This window comes from Enterobacter sp. DNB-S2, assembly GCF_019443845.1.
Lineage (GTDB): Bacteria > Pseudomonadota > Gammaproteobacteria > Enterobacterales > Enterobacteriaceae > Enterobacter > Enterobacter asburiae_B.
On sequence record NZ_CP050520.1, the window covers coordinates 715,006 to 733,365 of the forward strand.

Sequence of the window (18,360 nt, forward strand, 5' to 3'; positions counted from 1 at the left end):
CCTTACCGGGCCTACGATTAACGGCCTTTTGCTAAATACTTCGCCATCTCGTCTTCCGGCACCATTCCGCCGCCGGTTGCCCACACCAGGTGGGTTACGTTGGTATGCGAATGAACGCGCACCGGACCGGCCATGCCCGCCAGCGCCGACGGTTCCAGGCGAATGCCTTCCTCCTGCGCCAGCCAGCCGAGCATGTCGTACATGCTCTGGTCGGAAAGGGTGTAGAACCCGTCGAGCAGGCGCTCCATCGCGCGGCCCACGAAGCCGGAGGCGCGTCCTACCGCCAGACCGTCTGCCGCCGTGACGTTATCAATGCCCAGATCCTGCACCGCGATCTCATCGTGCAGGCCGGTGTAGACGCCGAGCAGCATGCACGGGGAGTGCGTTGGCTCCGCGAAGAAGCAGTGGACGTTATCGCCAAAGGCCAGTTTCAGGCCAAACGCCACGCCGCCAGGGCCGCCGCCAACGCCGCACGGCAGGTAGACGTACAGAGGATGGTCCGCATCCACCACGCGGCCCTGTTCGGCAAACTGCGCCTTCAGCCGCTCGCCTGCAACGGCATAGCCCAGGAACAAGGTGCGGGAATTTTCATCGTCAATGAAGAAACAGTTCGGATCGCTTTCCGCCGCTTTTCGTCCCTGCTCCACCGCCACGCCGTAATCCTGCTCATATTCCACGACGATGACGCCGTGGCTGCGCAGTTTGGCTTTCTTCCACTCGCGGGCGTCGGCGGACATATGCACCGTCACCTTAAAGCCGATGCGGGCGCTCATAATGCCGATGGACATCCCAAGGTTGCCGGTTGAGCCTACCGCAATGCTGTACTGGCTGAAGAAGTCCTTAAAGCGCGGCTCCAGCAGAATGCTGTAGTCGTCTTCAACGCTCAGCAACCCGGCTTCCAGCGCCAGTTTTTCCGCATGGGTCAGCACCTCATAGATGCCGCCGCGCGCTTTGATCGAGCCGGAAATCGGCAGATGGCTGTCTTTTTTCAGCAGCAGCTTGCCGGGAATGGCCTTGCCGGACTCTTTCTCCAGCCGCGCCTGCATCGCCGGAATGGCGATCAGTTCGGATTCGATAATCCCGCCCGTTGCCGCCGTTTCCGGGAAGGCTTTCGCCAGATATGGCGCGAAGCGTTTCAGGCGCGCGTGCGCGTCGTCCACGTCGGCTTTGGTCAGCCCGACGTACGGCAACCCTTCCGCAAGCGTCGTGGTGCGCGGGTTAAGCCAGGTGGTTTCTTTCAGGGCGATCAGATCCTCAACCAGAGGAAACTGTGCGGTTAATGTGGTGATAGTTGCGTTTTCCATAATACGTCTCTTCGCGCTCAGATAATGAAGGAAAGCAGGAATGTGCCGCCAAGTGCAAGCACCGAGGCGATAAACGTCGCCGTCGTATAGTATTTAAAGGTCTCATTCAGGGTCGCGCCGCAGTATTGCTTCACCAGCCAGAAGAGGGAATCGGTCACGATCGTGCAGCCAATAGTGCCGGAACCGATGGCAATGGTGATGATCTCCGGGCTCACGTCCGGATAGAGCGGCAGCATCGGCGCGACGATCGCCGTGGCACCCATCATCGCCACCGTCGCGGAGCCTACGGCGGCGTGCAGCACCAGCGCCACCAGCCAGGCGAGCAGGATAGGGTGCATGTGCAGGTTCGAGAGAATATGCGCCAGCGAGTCCGCCAGCCCGCTGGTTTTCAGGATGGCGTTAAACGCGCCGCCCGCGCCGATAATCAGCAAAATGTTAGCGATAGAGCCGAAGCCGTGCTCGGTGTGCGTCAGCATCGTGCCCATGCCCATATGCTGGCGTATCCCCAGCAGGTAGTAGGCGACAAACACGGCGATAAACATCGCGGTGATCGGGTTGCCGATAAACTCCAGCAGCGTATACAGCGTGCCTTCTTTTGCCATATTCAGCTCGGCAATGGTTTTCACCAGCATCAGGGCAATCGGCAGCAGCACCGTGAACAGCGTGGCGCCCAGCGACGGCAGGGTGTGCTCTTCCCGCACCTTCAGGTCTGAAAATTCCGCCGGAACCGGTTTAAAGGGCAGACGGTTGCCGAGCAGTTTCAGGAACAGCGGGCCGCCGACCAGCGAGGCCATCAGGCCTACCATCAAACCGTAGACAATGACCGTTCCGACGTCCGCGCCTAATTTATTGGTCACAAACAGCGCGGCCGGATGCGGCGGCACCACGCAGTGCACCGCCATCAGCGCGGTACAGAGCGGAATGGCCAGCTTGAGCAGCGACGTGTTGGTCTTTTTGGCGATGGAAAACGCCAGCGGGATCAGCAGTACCACACCCACTTCCACGAACAGCGTGATCCCGCAGATAAGACCCACCAGCACCATAATCACGTCCGCCGACAGCCAGCGGCAGCGCTGCAACGCGATCCCGATGCGCTCTGCCGCGCCGGAGACTTCCATCATCTTGCCGAGAATGGTGCCCAGACCAATCACCGCCGCCAGGAAGCCCAGCGTACCGCCAATTCCGCTCTCAATGGCGTTCACCATATCCAGCGGGCTCATCCCCATCATCGCGCCGACGAAAAAGCTCGCCAGCAGCAGCGCGAGGAACGGGTGAAACTTCAGCTTAACGATGGTTAAAACAATTAACACAATGCTGACCAGCAGCGTTGCCACAACCCAGACCTGAGATCCCATATCTCACCTCACCCTTATGTCATCTGTGGGTATTGGACGAAAAAACGGCGTGGGCTGACAAACGATATAAATTGGCGTTCAGGTGAGACAGATTGGATCAACTGAGTGACTGCGGTCTAAAAAGCGCACTTAATTCGTATTAGGTTCACATAAATTCACCCTTGGGCGGTATGCTGAGCGCAGAAACCCCGCGTGAGAATTGTGATGACCGATGCGAATGAAGCCAGAAACCGGCTGTTAAACGGCTGGCAGCTGTCGAAAATGTACACCTTTGAAGTGGCCGCCCGGCATGAGTCTTTCGCCCTGGCGGCGGAGGAGCTGTCGCTCAGCCCAAGCGCGGTGAGCCACCGCATCAACCTGCTGGAAGAGGAGCTGGGCATTCAGCTGTTCGTCCGCTCGCACCGTAAAGTTGAGCTGACGCAGGAGGGAAAGCGCGTTTACTGGACGCTTAAGTCGTCCCTCGACACCCTGAATCAGGAGATCCTGGACATCAAAAACCAGGCGCTGTCCGGCACGCTGACGGTCTACTCCCGGCCGTCGATCGCTCAGTGCTGGCTGGTGCCCATGCTGGGGGACTTTACCCGCCGCTATCCGTCGATTTCACTCACCATCCTGACCGGCAATGATTACGTCAATATGCAGCGAACGGGCGTCGATCTGGCGCTCTATTTCGACGATACGCCGCCAAACCACCTCTCTCATCACTTCCTGATGGACGAGGAGATTTTGCCCGTCTGCTCGCCGCAGTATGCCCGCGAGCATGAGCTGCTGAAAAACCCCGATAACCTCAGCCACTGCACGCTGCTGCACGACCGTCAGGCCTGGAGCAACGATTCCGGTACGGATGAGTGGCTGAGCTGGGCGCAACATTTTGCGGTGAATATGCCGCCATCGTCGGGTATTGGTTTCGATCGTTCCGATTTAGCGATTATTGCGGCCATCAACCACGTCGGCGTCGCGATGGGCAGAAAGCGGCTGGTGCAGAAACGGCTCGAAAGGGGCGAGCTTATCGTCCCGTTTGGTGAAAAGACCCTGAAATGCCATCAGCACTACTATATCTCGACGCTTTCTGGCCGGCAGTGGCCGAAAATAGACGCCTTTATCGGCTGGCTGAGAGAACTGGCAGGTTGAAGAATTATTACGCTTTCGCTCTACACGAAATGTGAAAAAGCGTGCTAAATACAGGTAATGCTTTCGATTTATCCAGGGTAAACCGTGTTAAAGCCTTTTATTGCCTGTGCATTACTGATCTCTTCCGGCTGGGCGATTGCCGCTGAGCCGCCGCTGACGGCTGCCCGTTATGCGCAGCAGCTGGGCGTCGGGATGGATGTGGACTGGGCACGCACCGAGCGCGGCATACGCGAATTCGACCCGCTGGTGGTGCGCGATTTTCGTGCAAAAGGCATTACCCACGTGCGCATTCGCGTCGCCGATGAGCCGACGGAAGCGCGGCTAATTCACCTGCGCAAGCTGGTGGAAGCCTGCGAACAGTATGGCGTGATCCCGATTATCGCCTATCAGGCTGATGAGTATAAAAACGACCCGAAAGCCGATAACGAGAAAGAGACGATTAACTGGTGGATTGCCGTGGCGCACTATTTCGGTCAGAGCTATCCGCTGCTGGGTTTTGATCTCATTTATGAGCCCGCCGACAAGCTTAACCACAACCTCGCGTCGCTAAACCGCGTGTATGAAAAAACCATTAAAGCTATCCACGACATGGACCCGCAGCGCATGATCTTTATTGCGCCACGCCTGCGCGCCGCGCCGGAGGATTTATCCAGCCTGAAGCTGCCCGCGCACAGCCAAAACTACCTGCTGGCAGAGTGGCATATTTTCCCGTGGGGGCCGCTGAAAAATAGCGGTAAATACCCGTGGACGTCCGGCACGGCGGCGGAGAAAGCGGCTATCCATAATCGCATCACTACCGCGCTGCGCTGGCAGCAAAAAACCGGGCACGTGAGCTGGGTCGGGGGCTGGGGCGTGGGAGAGTCAAACCACCTTACGCCAACCGCTTCGCAAATGGCGTTCTCCACCTTTATGGCCTGCGAGCTGCAAAAGGCGAAAATCCCGTATGCGCTGAACGCGGATTTCCAGTTTTACGACGGGGAAGAGGGGGCCTGGCGGCCCGCGCCGGAGCCGTTGTTGCAGGCGATGATTGCGCCCGTTTGTGAAAAGCCCGGCGAGAAGCCGGGCCATCATGCGGTTAAACCGGCTGCTCGTGATGCGGAACACGCGACGCCAGCGGCAGCCAGCACAGTAAAATCAGCAGCCCCATCAGCGTCATCAGCAGGCCCAAACTAGCCTGCCCGGTCTGCGGCATCATCGCCGAGAGCCAGGCCAGCGCGCCGGAGCCGATATTCTGCAAACCGCCTACCAGCGCGCCAGCCGTGCCTGCGAGAAACGGGAACGGCTCCATCGCGCCGCTGGTCGCTAGCGGGAACAGCATCCCCGCGCCGAAGAAGAACAGCGCTGCCGGGATGAGCAGCGTCCAGACCGTCATCACGCCAAACAGCCCCGGTATCCACATCATCAGACCCGCCAGCAGACAGCTGATCACCGACTGCCACATCAGGGTGGAGAAGCGTTTATTTGGGCGTCCGGCAAACCACGCGCCGAAGAACGCCGCCGGGATCGGCAGAATAAACAGAATACTCACGACCATGCTGCTCAGGCCCAGACCCGCGCCCAGCAGCACGCCGGAACAGGCTTCAAACACCGCAATGCCCGCCAGGCCGCCGATCAGCATCAGCAGGTAGCAGGTAAACGACCCGTTGCCGAACAGCGTTTTATAGCTGGTGATAAGCTTCGTGCGCGGCGCGTCCTGCGGGCGCGTTTCCGGCATCCAGCGCGCCATGCTGAAGGTGACAATGACGCACAGCACCAGCAGGAAGGCGTAGCAGGCGCGCCAGGACCACATCGTGTCCAGCAGGCCGCCAATCAGCGGGGCGAGAAGCGGGCTGACCAGAATCCCCATATTCAACAAGCTGTTGGCATGACGGAGCTGGGTGCCCTGATACATATCGCGCGGTAAGGTTCGCGCCATCACCCCACCGACGCCGGTCCCGACGCCCTGCAGGGCGCTGGCGGCAATCAGTACGGTCAGGCTGTGCGTGGTAATGGCAATCACCGTCGCCACCATGAAAATGCTCATGCCCACCAGGATCACCGGGCGACGCCCGACGCGGTCAGACAGCGGGCCGTAGAAGAGCTGCGAAACGCCATAGGTCAGCAGGTAGGCTGCCATCACGCTCTGCACCGCGCCCTCGCGGACGTTCAATTCCTTTGCCATGTCGGCAATCGCCGGAATGTAGATGGTTTGCGCCATCTGACCGACGGCCACCAGTAACACCAGCATCAACAATAAGTTAACGTTCCTTTGTTTTTTCATGTCGCTGAATACTTTTGCCAAAAGAGAAAAATGAAGAATAAGTGACTGCGCATTCCCATAAATGCGCGAGGAATCTACCACAGAGAGATGACAATTTAAGCATTGTCGTGGTGAATGAAAAAACCGGGAAAGGCAGGATTTGTAAACAAGAACGGCAACTAATGTTGCCAGTGATTTACGCCAGGCGCAGCAGAATGGCGCCGCCGGCAATACCCAGCGCCGCCGCGATGCGCAGGCCCGCAACCTTCTCTTTTAAAAGGACAAACGCGATCAGCGCCCCGAAAAGAATCGAGGTTTCACGCAGCGCCGCGACCACCGCCAGCGGTGCCTGCGTCATGGCCCAAAGCGCCAGACCGTAAGAGCCCATGGTGCCCACCCCGCCGAGTAACCCCTTTTTCCAGTGCAGGCGCAGGTAGCCGGACGCCTCGCGCCGACGCGCCACCATCGCCCAGCTCAGCAGGCAGAAGCCGTTCATAAAGAAGGTCCACAGCGTGTAGCCCAGCGCGGTGTCCGACAGCCGCACGCCGGTGCCGTCCACCAGCGTATACCCGGCAATGAAGCAGGCGTTCAGCAGCGCCAGCCAGATCCCTTTGCGTGACTGCATGCGGCTATGCATCGCCATCGCCAGAATCGAAAGGCAAATTACTCCGATGCCGGACCAGGCGAGCCAGGAGAGACGATCGCCGAGCGCCAGCACGCCGATCAGCGCCACCAGCAGCGGGGCGGTGCCGCGCATCAGGGGATAGGTCTGGCTCATATCGGAGACCTGATAGGTTTTCGCTACCAGCACGGTGTACACAACCTGTAAGGCGCAGGAGACGATCAAAAACGGCCAGCTTGCAGCAGATGGCTGTGGGGAAAACGGCAGTAAGACCAGAGCGATAAGCGTGGCGGATCCGCTGACGCTTATCGCGGAATAGAGCTTGTCCGTTCCGGCCTTAACGATGGCGTTCCAGCTGGCATGCAGCAGCGCGGCGAAGAGCAAAATGCAGAAAACGGTGGTGGTCATGGCGTATCGGGTGATGAATTGTCACTCAACTGTAACATTCACACCCTGATGCTGCCAGCCGGTTACACGGCACAAAAAAGGCGGTGCGTCACCCGCGGTTCGTCCGAGACCAGCGTAAAACCCGCCCGATTATAAAACCCGTAGGCACTGTCCGGCGCGTGGGTATTCAGAAAATCAAACCAGATGCTGGCATCGGCCATCACCACGGTTAAAAGCTGTTTGCCAATGCCCAGCCCGCGGCACTTCTCGCTGACGTAGAGATGGCGAATACGTCCGGCGCGCGGCTGCTGGCTGAACGGATCGCGGTTGAGGCCGCATACGCCGACCAGCTTGCCGTTAAGAAACGCGCCCAGCAGCTTTTCTCCCGGTGCGTTAAAGCGGTTCTCGCCGCGCTGCCAGTTCTCTTCCAGCCTGCGCAGCATGTTGAAATTCAGTGCGATACTTTCAGCCTTCAGGGCGATATACCCCGGTTCATCCGGTGTGACGGGCTCAATTAACAGACGCGACATAGCATTCCCTCGTTATTAAAGAGGGGCGGTTTCCCGCCCCTCTCAGGTGCGACTTGAACCTGAATTACCGAAGGAATTTCAGGACAGCATCAAGCAGTTGCAGTACTGCAACAATGAGTTTGAGGATAAGTATCACCATATCCACTACGCTCATACGCGTCTCCTTTTGGTTAAAAGGAGCACGATGCTGGCGTACCTTTCCGCCGCCTGTTGCCAGCACCTGGATTGACGTAACACAGTGTGCTCACTTCAGGGGTTAAGGCACTGACGGCACCACCCGTTTCAGCCAGGACTTCGTTGCGCCGGTAAAACTGCGGCCCCCTCGCTCACTGCGAACACCCTCAGTATAGATAAATACTGTATGTATGAACAGTATTTTTTGGACAAAATCCGGAAGGCGATCCATACTCAAAAACGTCAAAATCCGTGCCTGAATTGCGCGTTCGTCTTCGATCGCGTATACTTTTTGCGTTGACGTAACACAGTGTGTTCTGCGGCGACCAACCGCAAAACCCTGATAAAAACCTCGCTCCGGCGGGGTTTTTTGTTTTCATCCCTCAACAAACGAAACGTGATCCCTGGCGCATTTTTGCGCAGATGAAAATATTTCCATTGTCACGCCCGAAAACCTGTGTTTGTATAAATTCCATCAATGATTCCAAACACAGGTCCCCAATGACTTCATCCATCTTCACTTCGACCCTACTAAAAACTGCGCAACCAGCCGCAGTGGTCGTCGTGCGTGTGGTGGTGGTCGTCGGCAATGCGCCGTAGGGACTGGATCAACACACGAATCCAAAACCCCGCCGGCGCAAACCGGGCGGGGTTTTTCGTTTAGGACCCTCCCCGGAACGTCGGCCCAGAAGAAAAGGACTGGAGCATGGCAAGTTCGGGCACAACATCCACCACGACGCGTTTTACTGGCGCGCAGCTGATCGTTCATCTGCTGGAACGGCAGGGCATCACCACGGTTGCGGGTATCCCTGGCGGCACGGTACTGCCGCTGTACGATGCGTTAAGCCAAAGCACGCAGATCCGCCACGTGCTGGCGCGCCACGAGCAGGGGGCTGGCTTTATTGCTCAGGGCATGGCGCGTACGCAGGGCAAACCGGCGGTCTGTATGGCCTGCAGCGGCCCGGGCGCAACCAACCTGGTGACCGCCATCGCCGACGCGCGCCTCGACTCCATTCCGCTGATCTGCATTACCGGCCAGGTACCGTCCTCAATGATCGGCACCGATGCGTTCCAGGAAGTGGACACCTACGGCATCTCTATCCCCATCACCAAACATAACTATTTAGTTCGCGATATCAGCGAGCTTCCTCAGGTTATCAGCGATGCGTTCCACATTGCGCAGTCTGGCCGCCCGGGCCCGGTGTGGATAGACATTCCTAAGGATGTCCAGACCGCTGAGATCGAAATCGACGTCCTGCCGGAGCCGGGCGAGCGTGCCCCCGCGCCGGAATTCAGCGCTGAGAGCGTGCGCGATGCCGCCGCCATGATTAACGCCGCCAAACGCCCGGTGCTCTATCTGGGCGGCGGAGCGATTAACGCTGCGGATGAAATCCGCCAGTTTGCAGAGAAAGCCAACCTGCCGACCACCATGACTCTGATGGCGCTGGGCATGCTGCCTAAAGCGCACCCGCTCTCTCTCGGCATGCTGGGCATGCACGGCGCGCGCAGCACCAACTACATCCTGCAAGAGGCTGATTTGCTGATTGTTATGGGCGCGCGTTTTGATGACCGGGCGATCGGCAAAACCGAGCAGTTCTGCCCGAACGCCAAAATCATTCACGTGGATATCGACCGCGCCGAGCTGGGTAAAATCAAGCAGCCGCACGTGGCGATTCAGGGTGACGTGGCCGAGGTGCTGGCGCAGCTGATCCCGCAGACGGACGCAGCCGACCGCGCCGACTGGCGCCAGCTGGTGGCCGATCTGCAGCGCGAGTTCCCGGGCGCCATCCCAACCGAAGGCGACCCGCTGAGCCACTACGGACTGATCAACGCCGTGGCCGCCTGCGTGGACGACAGCGCAATTATCACCACCGACGTCGGCCAGCATCAGATGTGGACCGCCCAGGCCTACCCGCTGAACCGTCCGCGCCAGTGGCTGACCTCCGGCGGTCTGGGAACCATGGGCTTTGGTCTGCCCGCAGCCGTGGGTGCGGCGCTCGCCAACCCGGACCGCAAGGTTATCTGCTTCTCCGGCGACGGCAGCCTGATGATGAACATTCAGGAAATGGCGACCGCGGCCGAAAACCAGTTAGACGTGAAAATCATCCTGATGAACAACGAGGCGCTGGGGCTGGTGCACCAGCAGCAGAGCCTGTTCTACAAGCAGGGCGTGTTTGCCGCGACCTACCCGGGGATGATTAACTTTATGCAGATTGCCGCCGGTTTTGGCCTGCACACCTGCGATCTGAACGCCGAAGAGGATGCCCACGCGGCGCTGCAGGACGCGATTTCTCGCCCCGGCCCGGCGCTGATCCACGTGCGTATCGACCCTGAACAAAAAGTGTATCCGATGGTGCCGCCGGGAGCGGCAAATACTGAGATGGTGGGAGAATAAGCCATGCAGAAACAACATGATAACGTCATTCTGGAACTCACCGTCCGCAACCACCCTGGCGTCATGACCCACGTCTGCGGGCTCTTTGCCCGCCGGGCGTTTAACGTGGAAGGCATTCTCTGTCTGCCGATTCAGGGCAGCGAGCACAGCCGCATCTGGCTGCTGGTCAACGACGACCAGCGTCTGGAGCAGATGATGGCGCAGATCGACAAGCTGGAAGACGTCACCAGAGTGGCGCGCAACCAGTCCGATCCCACCATGTTTAACAAAATTGCGGTGTTTTTCGAATAAATCGCTTAAGGTAAGGGCCCTGGTCGGCCTGCAGGCGTCGCGCTTGCAGGCCGGATAAGCGCAGCGCCATCCGGCGTTTTCAGACCGCAGGAACACACATGACCACCATCGCTCTCATCGACGACCACCTTATCGTCCGCTCCGGCTTTGCCCAGCTTTTAAACCTCGAACCGGATTTTCAGGTCGTGGCCGAGTTTGGCTCCGGTCGCGAGGCGCTGGCGGGCCTGCCGGGGCGCGGGGTGCAGGTCTGTATCTGCGACATCTCGATGCCGGATCTCTCCGGGCTGGAGCTGCTAAGCCAGCTGCCGAAAGGGATGGCGACGATCATGCTGTCGGTCCACGACAGCCCGGCGCTGGTCGAGCAGGCCCTCAACGCGGGCGCGCGCGGCTTTCTCTCCAAGCGCTGTAGCCCCGACGAACTGATCGCCGCCGTGCGCACCGTCTCCACCGGCGGCTGCTATTTAACGCCGGATATCGCCATCAAGCTGGCGGCCGGACGTCAGGATCCGCTCACCCGGCGCGAGCGCCAGGTGGCTGAGAAGCTCGCGCAGGGGATGTCGGTAAAAGAGATTGCCGCCGAGCTGGATCTGTCCCCGAAAACCGTGCACGTCCACCGCGCCAACCTGATGGAAAAACTCAACGTCAGCAACGACGTCGAGCTGGCGCGCCGCATGTTTGACAGCTGGCAATGAGTTCCGCTTTTTCACGGCTGATCGCCGTTGTCGCCAGCTTTTTTATCTTCTCCGCCGCCTGGTTTTGCCTGTGGAGCATCAGCCTGCACCTGGTGGAACGCCCGGAGCTGGCGGTGCTGCTGTTTCCCTTCGGCCTGCGTCTGGGGTTAATGCTCCAGTGTCCGCGCGCCTACTGGCCCGTTTTGCTCGGTGCTGAATGGCTGATGCTGGTCTGGCTGGCGCAGGAGGTTGCCCTCGCGCACCTGCCCTTATTGATGACCGGAAGCCTGCTCACGCTTCTCCCGGTTGCCCTCATTTCCCGCTACCGCCACCAGCGCGACTGGCGCACGCTGCTGCGGCAGGGGGCGGCGCTGATGGCCGCCGCGCTGCTGCAGTCGCTTCCGTGGATCGGCGAGAAGGAGATGCTCAACGCCCTGCTGCTGACCCTCACCGGCGGCCTGACGCTCGCGCCAACCTGTCTGGTGATCTGGCACTACCTCACCAGCACCGTCTGGCAGCCTCTCGGCCCGGCGCTGGTTTCCCAGCCGGTGAACTGGCGCGCCCGGCACCTCATCTGGTATCTGCTGCTGTTTGTGGTGAGCCTGTGGCTCCAGCTTGGCCTGCCCGCCGAGCTTTCTCGCTTCACGCCGTTTTGTCTGGCGCTGCCGATTATCGCCCTGGCCTGGCACTACGGCTGGCAGGGGGCGCTGATCGCCACGCTGATGAACGCCATCGCGCTGATCGCCAGCCAGACTTGGCACGATCACCCTGTGGATTTACTGCTTTCCCTGCTGGCCCAAAGCCTGACCGGGCTGCTGCTCGGCGCGGGCATTCAGCGCCTGCGCGAGCTGAACCAGTCCCTGCAAACCGAGCTGGCGCGCAACCGCCGTCTGGCGGAGCGTCTGCTGGAAACCGAAGAGAGCGTGCGGCAGGAGGTCGCCCGCGAGCTGCACGACGATATCGGCCAGACCATCACCGCCATCCGCACCCAGGCGGGCATTGTCCAGCGCCTGGCGGCAGAAAACGCAGGCGTGAAGCAGGGCGGGGCGCATATCGAACAGCTTTCGCTGGGCGTCTATGATTCCGTTCGTCGCCTGTTAGGACGGCTGCGCCCGCGCCAGCTTGACGACCTGTCGCTGGAGCAGGCGGTGCGTTCCCTGATGCGCGAGATGGAGCTGGAAAGCCGCGGAATAGTCAGCCATCTCGACTGGCGCATTAACGAATTTACGCTCAGCGAAGGCCAGCGCGTGACGCTGTTCCGCGTCTGTCAGGAAGGGTTGAACAACATCGTCAAGCACGCCAGCGCCAGCGCGGTCACGATCCAGGGCTGGCAGCAGGACGACAGCCTGAAGCTGATAATTGAAGACGACGGCTGCGGCCTGCCGCCGGGTTCCGGCCAGCAGGGCTTTGGCCTGGCGGGCATGCGCGAGCGCGTGAAGGCGCTGGGCGGCACGCTGAACCTCTCCTGCACCCACGGGACGCGCGTCAGCGTCAGCCTGCCGCTACGGAGTTACCATGTTTAAAACCCCTGCCAGCGCCGCGCCGATTGGCGATAAAGCGGAAATCGACGCCCGCTACCGCTACTGGCGTCGCCATATCCTGATGACCATCTGGCTCGGCTACGCGCTGTTCTACTTCACCCGCAAAAGCTTCAACGCCGCCGCGCCGGAAATCCTCGCCAGCGGCGTGATGACGCGCACCGATATCGGCCTGCTGGCGACGCTGTTTTACATCACCTATGGCCTGTCGAAGTTCTTCTCCGGCATCGTCAGCGACCGCTCCAACGCGCGCTATTTCATGGGCGTTGGGCTGATCGCCACCGGGGTGGTGAATATCCTGTTTGGCTTCTCGACGTCGCTTTGGGCCTTTGCCCTGCTGTGGGCGCTGAACGCCTTTTTCCAGGGCTGGGGCGCGCCGGTCTGCGCCCGCCTGCTCACCGCCTGGTATTCGCGCAACGAGCGCGGCGGCTGGTGGGCAATCTGGAACACCGCGCATAACGTCGGCGGGGCGCTGATTCCGATGGTGGTGGGGGCGGCGGCGCTGCACTACGGCTGGCGCGCGGGGATGATGATTGCCGGTGGCCTGGCGATAATTGCCGGGCTGTTTCTCTGCTGGCGCCTGCGCGACCGGCCGCAAACCGTCGGCCTGCCTGCGGTGGGCGACTGGCGGCACGACGAAATGGAGATTGCCCAGCAGCAGGAGGGTGCGGGGCTGACCCGCAGGGAGATCCTCACCAAATACGTACTGAAAAACCCGTACATCTGGCTGCTGTCGCTCTGCTACGTGCTGGTCTACGTGGTGCGCGCGGCGATCAACGACTGGGGCAACCTGTACATGTCCGAGACGCTCGGCGTGGATCTGGTGACCGCCAACTCGGCGGTGACGATGTTCGAACTGGGCGGGTTTATCGGCGCGCTGGTGGCGGGCTGGGGTTCGGACAAGCTGTTCAACGGCAACCGTGGTCCGATGAACCTGATTTTCGCCGCCGGGATTTTGCTCTCCGTCGGCTCGCTGTGGCTGATGCCGTTCGCCAGCTACGTGATGCAGGCGGCGTGCTTCTTCACCACCGGCTTCTTCGTGTTTGGCCCGCAGATGCTGATCGGCATGGCGGCGGCAGAGTGTTCCCACAAAGAGGCGGCAGGCGCGGCGACGGGTTTTGTCGGGCTGTTTGCCTACCTCGGCGCATCGCTCTCCGGCTGGCCGCTGGCGCGGGTGATCGACGTCTGGCACTGGAGCGGATTCTTTGCGGTGATCGCCATCGCGGCGGGGATTTCCGCGCTGCTGCTGCTGCCCTTCCTGCATGCGCAGGCGCCGCGCGAGGTGAGCGAAGCGTGATGCGTCTCACCTTTTCACCCCGAATGGCGCAAAACCAGGAAATTTTCTCGGTTTTACCTGGACGCTGTCTCAGGTATCTCTCCCGGCTGATTTTTACAATGCCTGCCATTCGCAGGTAAAAATCAGCTCAGGAGCAAACCATGCTGGCCTTCCTCAACCAGGTGCGCAAGCCGACCCTGGATTTGCCGCTCGACGTGCGGCGCAAGATGTGGTTCAAACCGTTCATGCAGTCCTATCTGGTGGTCTTCATCGGCTACCTGACCATGTACCTGATCCGCAAAAACTTTAACATCGCGCAGAACGACATGATCTCAACCTACGGGCTGAGCATGACGCAGCTGGGGATGATTGGCCTGGGCTTCTCCATCACCTACGGCGTGGGTAAAACCGTCGTTTCCTACTATGCGGACGGCAAAAACACCAAGCAGTTCCTGCCGTTTATGCTGATCCTCTCCGCCATCTGTATGCTCGGCTTCAGCGCCAGCATGGGTGCGGGCTCCGTCAGCCTGTTCATGATGATCGCCTTCTACGCCCTGAGTGGCTTCTTCCAGAGTACCGGCGGGTCGTGCAGCTATTCCACCATCACCAAATGGACCCCGCGCCGCAAGCGTGGTTCGTACCTCGGCATGTGGAACATCTCCCACAACCTCGGCGGGGCGGGGGCGGCTGGCGTAGCGCTGTTTGGCGCAAACTACCTGTTCGACGGCCACGTGATCGGCATGTTTATCTTCCCGTCGATTATTGCCCTGATTGTCGGCTTTATCGGCCTGCGCTACGGCAGCGACTCCCCGGAATCTTACGGCCTCGGCAAAGCCGAAGAGCTGTTCGGCGAGGAGATCAGCGAAGAGGACAAAGAGACCGAAGAAAACGAGATGTCCAAATGGCAGATCTTTGTTGAGTACGTGCTGAAAAACAAAGTGATCTGGCTGCTGTGCTTCTCAAACATCTTCCTCTACGTGGTGCGTATTGGTATTGACCAGTGGTCGACCGTGTATGCCTTCCAGGAGCTGAAGCTCTCTAAAGAAGTGGCGATTCAGGGCTTCACCCTGTTCGAAGTGGGCGCCCTGGTCGGCACGCTGCTGTGGGGCTGGCTCTCGGATCTCGCCAACGGCCGTCGTGCGCTGGTGGCCTGCGTCGCGCTGGCGCTGATTATCGCCACGCTCGGCGTCTACCAGCATGCCAGCAACCAGTACGTTTACCTGGCGTCCCTGTTCGCGCTCGGCTTCCTGGTGTTTGGTCCACAGCTGCTGATCGGCGTGGCGGCAGTCGGCTTCGTACCGAAAAAAGCGATCGGCGCCGCCGATGGGATTAAAGGCACCTTCGCCTACCTGATCGGCGACAGCTTCGCCAAGCTGGGTCTGGGGATGATCGCCGACGGCACGCCAATTTTCGGCCTCACCGGCTGGGCGGGCACCTTCGCGGCGCTGGATGCGGCAGCCATCGGCTGTATCGTCCTGATGGCGATGGTAGCGGTGCTGGAAGAACGTAAAATTCGCCGTGAGAATCGTGCGCAGAAGCAGAAATTGAAAGCAGCCTGAGTGTGCAGGTGACTTCTTTGCCCGGTGTGTGATGCCGGGCTTTTTTATGCCTGTCGCTGTCGACGCCCTGCGTTTCCCGCTATGATGAGCGGCAATTCATAGGAGAACGCATGGTCTGGATAATGCTGGCAACGCTTGCCGTGGTGTTTGTGGTGGGATTTCGCGTCCTGACCTCAGATTCCCGCCGCGCCATCAAACGTTTGAGCGAGCGTCTGGGGATCACCCCGATGCCGGTCGAGTCGATGATCGACCAGTTCGGTAAAACGCCCGGCAATGAGTTTATCCGCTACCTTGAGCGACCCGACGAGGCGCATCTGCAAAACGCTGCGCAGGTGCTGCTGATCTGGCAGGTTTGCATCGTCGACGGCAGCGAGGAGAACCTGCACGCCTGGCACCGCATGCTGCGTAAAGCCCGCCTTGCCGCACCCATTACCGATGCGCAAATTCGTCTGGCGCTTGGCTTCATGCGCGAGATGGAGCCCGATCCGCAGGAGCTAAACGCTTTCCAGCTTCGCTATAACCAGCTCTTCCTGCCGGAAGAGGGCGTGTTTTACCTGCACTGATCCCCTGTAAAAACGACAAAAGTTGTCAAATCGTTAAATCCGTCACACTTTTGATGATAAACTGCGCGACTTTTCCGCACGTTTTTATCTTCAGGTGACGCCATGACAGAACATATCCAGCCCACGACCAGACCGCAGACCAAAGAGGTTTCTCGCCCCAACTGGTCGGCCGTTTTCGCCGTGGCGTTCTGCGTCGCCTGCCTGATTACCGTTGAGTTTCTGCCGGTGAGCCTGCTGACGCCGATGGCGCAGGATTTGGGCATTTCTGAGGGCGTGGCGGGGCAGTCCGTCACCGTTACCGCCTTCGTGGCGATGTTCGCCAGCCTGTTTATCACCCAGGTGATTGGCACCATCGACCGCCGCAAGGTGGTCATTCTGTTCAGCGTGCTGCTGACGCTCTCCTGCCTGCTGGTCTCCTTCGCGGAAAGCTTCACCCTGCTGCTGCTGGGGCGCGCCTGCCTGGGGCTGGGATTAGGCGGTTTCTGGGCGATGTCGGCCTCGCTCACGATGCGACTGGTGCCCGCGCGGACGGTGCCAAAAGCGCTTTCCGTTATCTTCGGTGCGGTCTCTATCGCGCTGGTGATTGCCGCGCCGCTCGGCAGCTTCCTCGGCGGGATTATCGGCTGGCGTAACGTCTTTAACGCGGCGGCGGTGATGGGCCTGCTCTGCATCATTTGGGTGTGGAAAGCACTGCCGTCCCTGCCGGGCGAAGCGGCGCACCACAAACAGAACATGTTCGCGCTGCTGAAGCGCCCCGGCGTGCTGGCGGGGATGACCGCCATCTTTATGTCCTTTGCCGGGCAGTTTGCCTTCTTCACCTACATCCGCCCGGTGTTTATGACCATGGCGGGCTTTGACGTGGACGGCCTGACGCTGGTGCTGCTGAGCTTTGGTATTGCCAGCTTTGTCGGCACCTCGCTGTCGTCCCAGTTCCTGAAACGCTCCCTGAAGGTGGCGCTGGCGGGTGCGCCGCTGGTGCTGGCAGCGAGCGCGGCGGTGCTGGTGCTGTGGGGCAGCGATAAGTGGGTGGCGTCTGCCATCGCGATTATCTGGGGGTTGGCCTTTGCCCTGGTGCCGGTGGGCTGGTCGACGTGGATCACCCGCTCGCTTGCCGATCAGGCGGAAAAAGCCGGGTCGATTCAGGTGGCGGTGATCCAGCTGGCGAACACCTGCGGCGCGGCCATTGGCGGCGTGGCGCTCGACCATTTGGGGCTGACGTCACCGCTGGTGATCTCCGGCACGCTGATGCTGCTGACCGCGCTGCTGGTGGCGGGGAAGGTGAAGGCGAAGTAGTGTTTTTCTCCCTCTCCCGTGGGAGAGGGTTAGGGTGAGGGGACATCAGGCTACGCCGATGTCTGAACCCGTCTTCTCGAATCCATTGAAATCAACACTACCGACGACACGATCAATAGCGTCCCCAGCCAGTCCGGCAGGGTGAACGCCACGCCCAGCAAAATCACCGACAGCAGCGCGCTGCTCAGCGGCTCGGCGCAGCTCAGAATGCTCGCCTTCGGCCCGCCAATCATCTGCGCGCCTTTCAGATACAGGCTGAACGTCAGCGCCGTGCCAATCACCACCAGGTAGAAAAACGCCAGCAGCAGGCTGCCGTCAATCACAAAGGTGGTCCCGCGCCCGGCGTAGAACGGCGTCAGCATTAGCCCGGCGATCAGCATGCTCCAGCCGACAATCGGCAGCGTGCCGTAGCGGGCGATCAGCGTTGACGGATAGGTGGTGTAAAACGCGGCGGCAAACGCCGAGGCGATGCCGAAGAACAGCGCGGCAGGCGAGATGGAGAGCGAGGTCGGGTCGCCGTGAGTGACCAGCAGGAAGGTGCCGACAAGCGACGTCATGATGGCCGACAGCACAAACACGCCGGGACGCTTTTTCCGCGCCAGGGCGAACCAGGCCACGATAATGGTCGGCGAGAGAAACTGCAGCACGGTAGCGGTCGCAGCGTTGGATTTTTCAATCGTCAGCAGGAAGGTGAGCTGCACGGTGAGCGCGCCGACCAGCGAGAAAATCAGCAGGCTGAGGGCGTCTTTGCGATGTTTGATGACCGAGAAAATCTTATCGCCGTGCACGAAAGAAAGCGTCAGCAGGATCACGCCGGTAAACAGCAGGCGAACCATGGTCAGGTAAGGCGAAGAAATGTGGCTTTTCTCCATGATGTACTGCGCGCAAACGCCGGAACTGCCCCATAAAACGGCGGCGATCAGGACGTTTAGCATCCCTTTACGTGTGGAACCCATTTTCTCCCCTGCGATGTTGTCGTTAATTCGGTCAACAGCATAGCATGGTTGCGTGCGGCCTGATGCCCTCACCCCG

General features: G+C 60.1%; 18 protein-coding genes. 11 read left to right on the top strand and 7 right to left on the bottom strand.

The window, feature by feature from the left end:
* Positions 1–17: 17 nt before the first annotated feature.
* Together dsdA and dsdX are read right to left on the bottom strand one after the other, a co-directional pair.
* The gene (gene dsdA, locus HB664_RS03495; protein ID WP_219940359.1) at positions 18–1,304 is read right to left on the bottom strand and encodes a D-serine ammonia-lyase; all 1,287 of its coding nucleotides are present in this window, start codon (positions 1,302–1,304) and stop codon (positions 18–20) included.
* Positions 1,305–1,321: 17 nt separating this feature from the next.
* On the bottom strand, positions 1,322–2,659 hold the full coding sequence (dsdX, locus tag HB664_RS03500) for a D-serine transporter DsdX (RefSeq protein ID WP_219940360.1): 1,338 nt from the start codon (positions 2,657–2,659) through the stop codon (positions 1,322–1,324).
* A gap of 204 nt (positions 2,660–2,863) precedes the next feature.
* Here dsdX and dsdC point away from each other — a divergent pair, with 204 nt between their 5' ends.
* Both dsdC and HB664_RS03510 read left to right on the top strand, forming a co-directional pair.
* Entirely contained in the window at positions 2,864–3,790 is a 927-nt protein-coding gene (dsdC, locus tag HB664_RS03505; protein WP_219940361.1) for a DNA-binding transcriptional regulator DsdC, read from the top strand.
* An 84-nt stretch (positions 3,791–3,874) separates the two neighbouring features.
* The gene (locus HB664_RS03510) at positions 3,875–4,963 is read left to right on the top strand and encodes a cellulase family glycosylhydrolase (protein WP_126797239.1); all 1,089 of its coding nucleotides are present in this window, start codon (positions 3,875–3,877) and stop codon (positions 4,961–4,963) included.
* On the opposite strand, the gene emrD is transcribed toward HB664_RS03510, so the two are convergent.
* The 4 genes from emrD to tisB form a co-directional block, all read right to left on the bottom strand.
* The gene (gene emrD, locus HB664_RS03515) at positions 4,866–6,050 is read right to left on the bottom strand and encodes a multidrug efflux MFS transporter EmrD (protein ID WP_029741426.1); all 1,185 of its coding nucleotides are present in this window, start codon (positions 6,048–6,050) and stop codon (positions 4,866–4,868) included. The two genes, HB664_RS03510 and emrD, sit on opposite strands and share 98 nt — an antisense overlap.
* 175 nt (positions 6,051–6,225) lie before the next feature.
* Positions 6,226–7,059, bottom strand: coding sequence for an EamA family transporter (locus HB664_RS03520; RefSeq protein ID WP_047059214.1), 834 nt, complete (start codon positions 7,057–7,059; stop codon positions 6,226–6,228).
* Positions 7,060–7,121: 62 nt separating this feature from the next.
* Entirely contained in the window at positions 7,122–7,568 is a 447-nt protein-coding gene (locus HB664_RS03525; protein WP_033144339.1) for a GNAT family N-acetyltransferase, read from the bottom strand.
* Positions 7,569–7,632: 64 nt separating this feature from the next.
* Positions 7,633–7,722 carry a type I toxin-antitoxin system toxin TisB gene (gene tisB / locus HB664_RS03530; RefSeq protein ID WP_023309830.1) on the bottom strand — a complete coding sequence of 30 codons (90 nt, stop codon included), beginning with the start codon at positions 7,720–7,722 and terminating at the stop codon, positions 7,633–7,635.
* Positions 7,723–8,243: 521 nt separating this feature from the next.
* Here tisB and ivbL point away from each other — a divergent pair.
* The 9 genes from ivbL (at position 8,244) to nepI (ending at position 17,328) form a co-directional block, all read left to right on the top strand.
* Positions 8,244–8,342, top strand: a complete 99-nt coding sequence (gene ivbL, locus HB664_RS03535) for an ilvB operon leader peptide IvbL (protein WP_057979964.1) — start codon at positions 8,244–8,246, stop codon at positions 8,340–8,342.
* 106 nt (positions 8,343–8,448) lie between these two features.
* Positions 8,449–10,137 (top strand): acetolactate synthase large subunit, encoded by a 1,689-nt coding sequence (gene ilvB / locus HB664_RS03540; RefSeq protein WP_143346323.1) that lies wholly within the window; start codon positions 8,449–8,451, stop codon positions 10,135–10,137.
* Positions 10,138–10,140: 3 nt separating this feature from the next.
* A complete protein-coding gene (ilvN, locus tag HB664_RS03545) occupies positions 10,141–10,428 on the top strand; it encodes an acetolactate synthase small subunit (RefSeq protein WP_033144334.1) in 288 nt (95 codons plus the stop codon).
* A gap of 98 nt (positions 10,429–10,526) precedes the next feature.
* Positions 10,527–11,120, top strand: coding sequence for a transcriptional regulator UhpA (gene uhpA, locus HB664_RS03550; protein ID WP_022646555.1), 594 nt, complete (start codon positions 10,527–10,529; stop codon positions 11,118–11,120).
* Positions 11,117–12,622, top strand: a complete 1,506-nt coding sequence (gene uhpB, locus HB664_RS03555; protein WP_210867606.1) for a signal transduction histidine-protein kinase/phosphatase UhpB — start codon at positions 11,117–11,119, stop codon at positions 12,620–12,622. The genes uhpA and uhpB overlap by 4 nt, the downstream gene beginning before the upstream one ends.
* Positions 12,615–13,934: an MFS transporter gene (locus tag HB664_RS03560; RefSeq protein WP_033144332.1), complete on the top strand. Its 1,320-nt coding sequence runs from the start codon at positions 12,615–12,617 to the stop codon at positions 13,932–13,934. Before uhpB ends, HB664_RS03560 begins: the two co-directional genes overlap by 8 nt.
* Before the next feature lie 140 nt (positions 13,935–14,074).
* Entirely contained in the window at positions 14,075–15,472 is a 1,398-nt protein-coding gene (gene uhpT / locus HB664_RS03565) for a hexose-6-phosphate:phosphate antiporter (protein WP_069303449.1), read from the top strand.
* Positions 15,473–15,582: 110 nt separating this feature from the next.
* Positions 15,583–16,035 (top strand): DUF1198 domain-containing protein, encoded by a 453-nt coding sequence (locus HB664_RS03570; RefSeq protein WP_021242696.1) that lies wholly within the window; start codon positions 15,583–15,585, stop codon positions 16,033–16,035.
* 102 nt (positions 16,036–16,137) lie between these two features.
* Positions 16,138–17,328, top strand: coding sequence for a purine ribonucleoside efflux pump NepI (gene nepI / locus HB664_RS03575; protein ID WP_039260374.1), 1,191 nt, complete (start codon positions 16,138–16,140; stop codon positions 17,326–17,328).
* A 50-nt stretch (positions 17,329–17,378) separates the two neighbouring features.
* On the opposite strand, the gene HB664_RS03580 is transcribed toward nepI, so the two are convergent.
* A complete protein-coding gene (locus HB664_RS03580) occupies positions 17,379–18,284 on the bottom strand; it encodes a DMT family transporter (RefSeq protein WP_029741863.1) in 906 nt (301 codons plus the stop codon).
* Between the last annotated feature and the right edge of the window lie 76 nt (positions 18,285–18,360).